Below are 7,679 nucleotides of genomic sequence, written 5' to 3'. Positions count from 1 at the left end.
CCCCCCCCCGGCGCCCAGCCGCACCTGCTCCCGGGTGCCCGCGTCGTCGCTGTAGACCAGAACCCGCGCAGTCGCCCGCATTTCGTTCCTCCACGTGTCCGTGAATCACGCTGATGATGCGCGGGATGCTACTCCGTCCGACCCCGTGTCAACATCGGTTCGGGCAGCCTGGTAGGTGAGGCCGCGCAGGGGTGATCTGATGGGCCGTTCGGGCCTTGCACACCCCCCTGACACTCCGAACGGCACCCCCCGGGGTGAGGGCGGGATAAGCGACCGACATAATGTCGGTCGTGGCGACAGCAACGACAGTAGATACCGGGCACGCGCACCCGACGGTCAACCGGCCGAACCTCGTCAGCGTCGGAACCATCATCTGGTTGAGTTCCGAGCTGATGTTCTTCGCGGCCCTCTTCGCGATGTACTTCACCCTGCGATCCGTGATGGGCGCCGAGCACTGGACGGAACAGGCCTCGGCCTTGAACCTGCCCTTCTCGGCGACGAACACCACGATCCTGGTGCTCTCCTCCCTCACCTGCCAGCTCGGCGTGTTCGCCGCCGAGCGCGGTGATGTGAAGAAGCTCCGGACGTGGTTCATCATCACGTTCGTCATGGGTGCGATCTTCATTGGCGGCCAGGTGTTCGAGTACACCGACCTGGTCAAGGAGGAAGGCCTGAGCCTCTCGTCCGACCCGTACGGCACGGTGTTCTACCTGACCACCGGCTTCCACGGTCTGCACGTGACGGGCGGCCTCATCGCCTTCCTGCTGGTCCTCGGCCGGACGTACGCGGCCAAGAGGTTCACCCACGAACAGGCCACGTCGGCCATCGTCGTGTCCTACTACTGGCACTTCGTCGATGTCGTCTGGATCGGCCTCTTCGCGACGATCTACCTGATCAAGTAGCGAACCCGTCGCCGGGCCCGTTCCCGGCGCACCATCCAGAAACACCGACGCAGAAGATCCTGACACCGGGGTAATCCGTGAAAAAGCTTTCCGCACGACGACGCCATCCGCTGGCGGCGGTCGTCGTTCTACTCTTCGCGCTGGCGGTCACGGGGGGGCTGTACGCCGCCTTCGCGCCCGCGGGTAAGGCGCAGGCCGATGAAACCGCCCAGTCCCTCGCCATCGAGGAGGGCAAGAAGCTCTACGCCGTCGGCTGCGCAAGCTGCCACGGAACCGGCGGTCAGGGTTCCTCTGACGGCCCGAGCCTGGTCGGCGTCGGCTCCGCGGCCGTCGACTTCCAGGTGAGCACGGGCCGCATGCCCGCCCAGCAGCCCGGCGCCCAGGTGCCGAAGAAGCGGAACATCTATTCGCAGGCGCAGATCGACCAGCTCGCGGCGTACATCGCCTCCCTCGGCGCCGGTCCGATCACGCCGACCGAGAAGCAGTACGACCCGGCCGGTGCCGACATCGCCGCCGGTGGCGAGCTGTTCCGCAACAACTGCGCGCAGTGCCACAACTTCACCGGCGAGGGCGGCGCGCTGACGAACGGCAAGTACGCCCCCAACCTCGAGGGCGTCGAGCCGAAGCACATCTACGAGGCCATGCTCACCGGCCCGCAGAACATGCCCTCCTTCCCCGACAGCACGATGCCGGAGAAGCAGAAGAAGGACATCATCGCGTACCTCCAGAACGTGAACGGCGAGAAGTCGGTCAGCCCTGGCGGCCTGAAGCTCGGTGGCCTCGGCCCCGTCTCCGAGGGTCTGTTCGGCTGGATCTTCGGTCTGGGTGCGCTGATCGCTGTCGCCGTCTGGGTCGCGGCCCACACCGCCGTGTGGGTCGCGGCCCACACCGCTAAGGCCAAGAAGTCATGAGTAGCCAAGACATTCCCGAAGACAAGCACCTGCCGAGTGAGCAGGGCGACGCGCACCACGGTGCCGTAGCGGTCGCGGACGACCCGTTCGCCGACCCGGGCCTTCCGGTCCACAAGCCGCGCATCCAGGACATCGACGAGCGGGCCGCCAAGCGGTCCGAGCGCACGGTCGCGATGCTGTTCACGCTGTCGATGCTGGCCACCGTCGGCTTCATCGCCTCGTACGTGTCCATCCCGGTCGACAAGATCATCTACGTCTTCCCGATCGGCAAGGTCAGCGCGCTCAACTTCGCCCTGGGTCTGACCCTGGGCGTGGCCCTCTTCTGCATCGGCGCGGGCGCGGTCCACTGGGCCCGCACCCTGATGTCCGACGTCGAGGTCGCCGACGACCGCCACGAGATCGCGGCGCCGGCGGACGTCAAGGCCAAGGTCATGCAGGACTTCGCCGACGGTGCGAACGAGTCCGGCATCGCCCGCCGCCCGCTGATCCGCAACACCATGCTCGGCGCGCTGGCCCTGGTGCCGCTCTCCGGCGTGATGCTGCTGCGCGACCTGGGTCCGCTGCCCGAGAAGAAGCTGCGCAAGACCGTCTGGTCCAAGGGCAAGCTGATCATCAACCAGAACACCATGGAGCCGCTGCGCCCCGAGGACGTCCTGGTCGGCTCGCTCACCTTCGCCATGCCCGAGGGCCTGGAGGAGGACCAGCACGACTTCCAGGTCCAGATCGCCAAGGCCGCCCTGATGCTCGTCCGGATCAAGCCGGAGGACATCAAGGACAAGCAGGAGCTGGAGTGGTCCCACGAGGGCATCGTGGCCTACTCGAAGATCTGCACCCACGTCGGCTGCCCGATCAGCCTGTACGAGCAGCAGACGCACCACGTGCTCTGCCCGTGCCACCAGTCCACCTTCGACCTCTCCGACGGCGCCCGTGTCATCTTCGGCCCGGCCGGTCACGCGCTTCCGCAGCTGCGGATCGGCGTGAATGACGAAGGCTTCCTCGAAGCGCTCGGCGACTTCGAAGAGCCCGTCGGTCCTGCATTCTGGGAGCGCGGATGAGCACTGCCACCACCACCGAGCGCAAAGCGCCGCGCGGTGAGCGCGTAGCCGACTGGGCGGACGGCCGCCTGGGCATCTACAGCCTCGCCAAGGCGAACATGCGCAAGATCTTCCCGGACCACTGGTCCTTCATGCTGGGTGAGATCTGCCTCTACAGCTTCATCATCATCATCCTCACGGGTGTGTACCTGACGCTGTTCTTCCACCCGAGCATGAACGAGGTCGTGTACCACGGCTCGTACGTGCCGATGCAGGGCGTCCAGATGTCCGAGGCCTTCGCCTCGACCCTGGACATCAGCTTCGACGTCCGCGGCGGTCTGCTCATCCGGCAGATCCACCACTGGTCGGCGCTGATCTTCGTCGCCGCGATGGTCGTGCACATGATGCGCGTCTTCTTCACCGGCGCGTTCCGCAAGCCGCGCGAGGTGAACTGGATCTTCGGCTTCCTGCTGCTGGTCCTCGGCATGTTCACCGGCTTCACCGGTTACTCCCTGCCGGACGACCTGCTCTCGGGCACCGGTGTCCGCTTCATGGAGGGCGCGATCCTGTCCGTGCCGATCGTCGGCACGTACCTGTCGTTCTTCCTCTTCGGCGGCGAGTTCCCCGGCGGCGACTTCGTCGCCCGGTTCTACTCGATCCACATCCTGCTGCTGCCCGGCATCATGCTGGGCCTGCTGGTGGCCCACCTGATCCTGGTCTTCTACCACAAGCACACCCAGTTCGCGGGTCCCGGCAAGACGAACAACAACGTCGTCGGCATGCCGCTGCTGCCGGTCTACATGGCCAAGGCCGGAGGCTTCTTCTTCCTGGTCTTCGGTGTCATCGCGGCCATCGCGGCCCTCGCCTCGATCAACCCGATCTGGGCGCTCGGCCCGTACCGTCCGGACCACGTGTCCACCGGTGCGCAGCCCGACTGGTACATGGGTATGCCGGAAGGCCTGATCCGTGCCATGCCCGGCTGGGAGATCAACCTGTGGGGCCACACGCTCGTCCTGGGCGTGTTCATCCCGCTGCTGCTCTTCCCGCTGGTCCTCGGCGCGATCGCCGTCTGGCCGTTCATCGAGTCCTGGGTCACCGGCGACAAGCGCGAGCACCACATCCTGGACCGCCCGCGCAACGTCCCGACCCGTACGGCCTTCGGTGTCGCCTGGATCGCGGAGTACATCGTGCTCCTCATCGGCGGCGGCAACGACATGTTCGCCCAGTACTTCCACCTGTCGATCAACTCGATCACCTGGTTCGTCCGGATCGGCTTCTTCGTCGTCCCGGTCCTGGCCTTCATCGTCACCAAGCGGATCTGCCTCGGCCTCCAGCGCCGGGACCACGACAAGGTGCTGCACGGTCGCGAGACCGGCATCATCAAGCGTCTGCCGCACGGTGAGTTCATCGAGGTCCACGAGCCGCTCCCGCAGGGCAAGCTGCACACGCTCACCTCGCACGAGCAGTACAAGCCGATCGAGCTCGGCCCGACGGTCGACGAGAACGGTGTCGAGCGCAAGGTGACGCGCGGCGAGAAGCTGCGCGCCAAGCTCAGCAAGGGCCTCTACGCGGAGGGCAACCAGATTCCGAAGCCCACCGCCGAGGAGTACAAGGAGATCCAGTCCGGCCACGGCCACCACTGATCTCCGGCATGACCGCTTGAGGGATTGACCCACGTCGATCCTGGTGTCGCCACGGCGAGAGCCCCCGTCCAGACCCTGGACGGGGGCTCTTTGCCGTCTCCGGGGCTGGATAGGCTGAGATCCTTCACCATTCGACGTGGGCCCCTAGAGCGGGAACCCGACGAGCAGCAGGAGCTGACCATGAACGTTGCGACCCCGGCAGGCGGCGACAGCGTGGCGGCGCGCAGCTGGCCGGGCATCCTGGAGACCCTGCTCAGCGGCCGGGACCTGGTCGCCGACGACACCGCCTGGGCCATGGAGCGGATCATGCTCGGCGAGGCCACCGACGCCCAGATCGCCGGCTTCGCGGTGGCCCTGCGGGCCAAGGGCGAGACCGTGCAGGAGTACACGGGCCTGGTCCGCACGATGTACGCCCACGCCAACCTGATCGAGGTGCCCGGGCGGACCGTGGACATCGTCGGCACCGGCGGCGACGGCGCCAAGACCGTCAACATCTCCACCATGTCCGCCATCGTGGCCGCCGGCGCGGGCGCGAAGGTCGTCAAGCACGGCAACCGGGCCGCCTCCTCCGCCAGTGGCTCCTCCGACGTCCTGGAGAAGCTCGGCGTCAACCTCGGCCTGACCCCCAAGCGGGTGGCGGAGGTCGCCGAGGAGGCCGGCATCACCTTCTGCGCCGCCGTCGTCTTCCACCCCGCCCTGCGGTACGCGGCCTCGGCCCGCCGCGACCTCGGGGTGCGCACCGCCTTCAACGGCCTCGGCCCGCTCACCAACCCCGCCCGGGTCACGGCCCAGGCGGTGGGGGTCGCCGACGGCCGGCTGGCCCCGATCATGGCCGGGGTGCTCGCCGAGCGGAACACCTCCGCCCTCGTCTTCCGCGGCGACGACGGCCTGGACGAGCTGACCACCACCGGCACCTCCCGGGTGTGGTGGGTGCGCGACGGCCGGATCACCGAGCACGCCTTCGACCCGCGCGACGTGGGCATCGAGACCATCGACATCTCCGCCCTGCGCGGCGGCGACCCCTCCTACAACGCCGACGTGGCCCGCCGCCTGCTGGCCGGGGAGACCGGCCCGGTGCGCGACGCCGTCCTGCTGAACGCGGCGTCCGCCCTGGTCGCCCTGGACCCGGGCACGGGCTCGCTGGAGGAGGAGCTGTCCGCCGGCATGGCCCGCGCGGCCGAATCCATCGACTCGGGCGCGGCCCGGGCCGCGCTGGAGCGCTGGGTGGCGGCCAGCAACGCCTGAGCCTTCCGACCCGGCCCCGGTCCACCATGTGGACCGGGGTCTTGCGTTCGGCGGCCCGTGTGGCAGGATGCTCCCCAAGGTCACGAGTGACAGCGATTAGGCCCCGGCTTGCTGTCCGGCAACCCTCCTTCCGTGGCGGGGTGCCCCGGGTGATGACCAGGTCGTAGGCAGCGAGGTCTACGGCAAGCGCGGATCCCTCGACACCAGGGGTCCTGGTCTCTCGAGGAGTGTTTTCCGTGAGCAAGCGAATGCGATAGGGCGACTCCGCCCCTACTTCACCCCTCGGAACAGGGTCCCTTCCGCGTACCCGCAATCCCTTCCGAGGCCCTTCCCGTACCCCTGACGGCCGCCGCCGACGACGCGCGCCGCCGTACCCGCGTACGGGCACACCGAAGCCATTCAGCCCTGCCTGCCGGGAGATACCGCCATGTCCGCATCCCTGAACTCCGCCACCGCCGCCACCGCCTGCACCGCCCCCGTGGACCCCGCCTGTGCGGAGCCGCTGCCCGTGCTCGGCCGGGACGTCACCGTCCCGCTCGTCACCGGCGGCGAGGTCACCTACGCCGCCCTCGACTACGCGGCCAGCGCCCCCGCACTGCAGCGGGTCTGGGATGACGTCGCCGCGTACGCCCCGTACTACGGCAGCGTCCACCGCGGCGCCGGCTACCTCTCGCAGCTCTCCACCGACCTCTTCGAGCAGAGCCGGGCCACCGTCGCCGAGTTCCTCGACTGCCGCCCCGCCGACCAGGTGGTGTTCACCCGGTCCACCACCGACTCCCTCAACCTGCTCGCCGCCGTGCTCCCGGCCGACTGCCAGGTCTTCGTCTTCGAGACCGAGCACCACGCCTCGCTGCTGCCGTGGCGCGACGCGCGGGTCACGTACCTCAACGCCCCGCGCACCCCGGGCCAGGCCGTCGCCACCCTGGAGCGGGCCCTGGCCGACCGCGACCCTTACGGCCCGGCCCTGGTCTGCGTGACCGGCGCGTCCAACGTCACCGGTGAGCTGTGGCCGGTCAAGGAGCTCGCCGCCGCCGCGCACGCCCACGGCGCGCGGATCGTGCTGGACGCCGCCCAGCTGGCGCCCCACCACCCCGTCTCGGTGCGGGAGCTGGACGTGGACTGGGTCGCCTTCTCCGGGCACAAGCTGTACGCCCCCTTCGGCTCGGGCGTCCTCGCCGGGCGCGCCGACTGGCTCCAGGAGGCCGAGCCGTACCTCGCCGGGGGCGGTGCCTCCCGCAAGGTGGCCCGCCGCGAGGACGGCGGCGTCGACGTCGAGTGGCACACCACCGCCGCCCGCCACGAGGCCGGCTCCCCGAACGTCATCGGCGTCTACTCCATCGCCTCGGCCTGCCGGGCGCTGAACGAGGCCGGTTTCGACCAGCTCGTCGCCCGCGAGCAGCACCTCGTCGCGAGGGTCCGCGAGGGCCTGGCGGAGGTCCCGGCGGTCCGGGTCCTCTCCCTCTTCGGTGACGACGCCCCGCGCGTCGGCGTCATCTCGTTCGTGGTCGACGGCTGGAACAGCTCGCACTTCGCGGCGGCGCTCTCCGCGGAGTACGGGATCGGAGTGCGTGACGGCCTGTTCTGCGCCCACCCGCTGGTCCGCACCCTGCTCGGCAGCGAGCCGCAGGCCCAGGGCGAGTGCGGGGCGCCCGAGGCGGCGCCGGGGGAGACGTCCCTGAACGCGATCCGCGTCAGCTTCGGCGCCGGCACCCCCGACGAGCACGTGGACCGCTTCGTCCGCGCGGTGAAGGAACTCGTCGCGGACGGCGCGAAGTGGCAGTACCGCACGGAGGACGGCCGCTGCGTCCCCGCCGTCTAGCTCGGCTGCCGGGTGCCGCTGCGCGGAGCGGTCCCCAAGCCGCCCTTCCACCGTTCCCTGGGGCTCCGCCCCAGACCCCGATCTTGTAGCCCCGCCGGCGTTTGAGGCGGAAACGGAGAAAGGGC

Annotated in this window: 6 protein-coding genes and 1 riboswitch; all 6 genes read left to right on the top strand. The window is 69.2% G+C overall.

Annotated elements, in window-relative coordinates:
• Positions 1-281: 281 nt before the first annotated feature.
• The 6 genes from ctaE to VR44_RS09090 all read left to right on the top strand — a co-directional run bounded on the left by ctaE (position 282) and on the right by VR44_RS09090 (position 7,554).
• Positions 282-902 (top strand): aa3-type cytochrome oxidase subunit III, encoded by a 621-nt coding sequence (ctaE, locus tag VR44_RS09115; RefSeq protein WP_045946897.1) that lies wholly within the window; start codon positions 282-284, stop codon positions 900-902.
• Positions 903-979: 77 nt separating this feature from the next.
• Positions 980-1,813, top strand: coding sequence for a cytochrome bc1 complex diheme cytochrome c subunit (gene qcrC / locus VR44_RS09110; protein WP_045946896.1), 834 nt, complete (start codon positions 980-982; stop codon positions 1,811-1,813).
• Complete coding sequence (gene qcrA, locus VR44_RS09105) at positions 1,810-2,868, top strand: cytochrome bc1 complex Rieske iron-sulfur subunit (RefSeq protein WP_045946895.1); 1,059 nt, start codon at positions 1,810-1,812, stop codon at positions 2,866-2,868. The genes qcrC and qcrA overlap by 4 nt, the downstream gene beginning before the upstream one ends.
• Positions 2,865-4,490, top strand: coding sequence for a cytochrome bc1 complex cytochrome b subunit (gene qcrB, locus VR44_RS09100; protein ID WP_045946894.1), 1,626 nt, complete (start codon positions 2,865-2,867; stop codon positions 4,488-4,490). Before qcrA ends, qcrB begins: the two co-directional genes overlap by 4 nt.
• 180 nt (positions 4,491-4,670) lie before the next feature.
• Complete coding sequence (gene trpD / locus VR44_RS09095; RefSeq protein ID WP_045946893.1) at positions 4,671-5,735, top strand: anthranilate phosphoribosyltransferase; 1,065 nt, start codon at positions 4,671-4,673, stop codon at positions 5,733-5,735.
• A 78-nt stretch (positions 5,736-5,813) separates the two neighbouring features.
• A riboswitch (SAM riboswitch) is annotated at positions 5,814-5,930 on the top strand.
• Between the two features lie 232 nt (positions 5,931-6,162).
• The gene (locus VR44_RS09090; protein ID WP_245691647.1) at positions 6,163-7,554 is read left to right on the top strand and encodes an aminotransferase class V-fold PLP-dependent enzyme; all 1,392 of its coding nucleotides are present in this window, start codon (positions 6,163-6,165) and stop codon (positions 7,552-7,554) included.
• The last annotated feature ends 125 nt before the right edge of the window (positions 7,555-7,679 follow it).

Source organism: Streptomyces katrae (assembly GCF_000966975.1).
GTDB lineage: Bacteria > Actinomycetota > Actinomycetes > Streptomycetales > Streptomycetaceae > Streptomyces > Streptomyces katrae.
Note: the sequence above shows the minus strand (reverse complement) of the source record. Positions and strands in the feature narration are given on the sequence as shown.

Excerpts from the sequence above, each read along its gene's own strand:
- trpD (WP_045946893.1), top strand. The coding sequence starts at position 4,671 with ATGAACGTTGCGACCCCGGCAGGCGGCGACAGCGTGGCGGCGCGCAGC.
- VR44_RS09090 (WP_245691647.1), top strand. The coding sequence starts at position 6,163 with ATGTCCGCATCCCTGAACTCCGCCACCGCCGCCACCGCCTGCACCGCC.
- qcrB (WP_045946894.1), top strand. The coding sequence starts at position 2,865 with ATGAGCACTGCCACCACCACCGAGCGCAAAGCGCCGCGCGGTGAGCGC.
- ctaE (WP_045946897.1), top strand. The coding sequence starts at position 282 with ATGTCGGTCGTGGCGACAGCAACGACAGTAGATACCGGGCACGCGCAC.
- qcrA (WP_045946895.1), top strand. The coding sequence starts at position 1,810 with ATGAGTAGCCAAGACATTCCCGAAGACAAGCACCTGCCGAGTGAGCAG.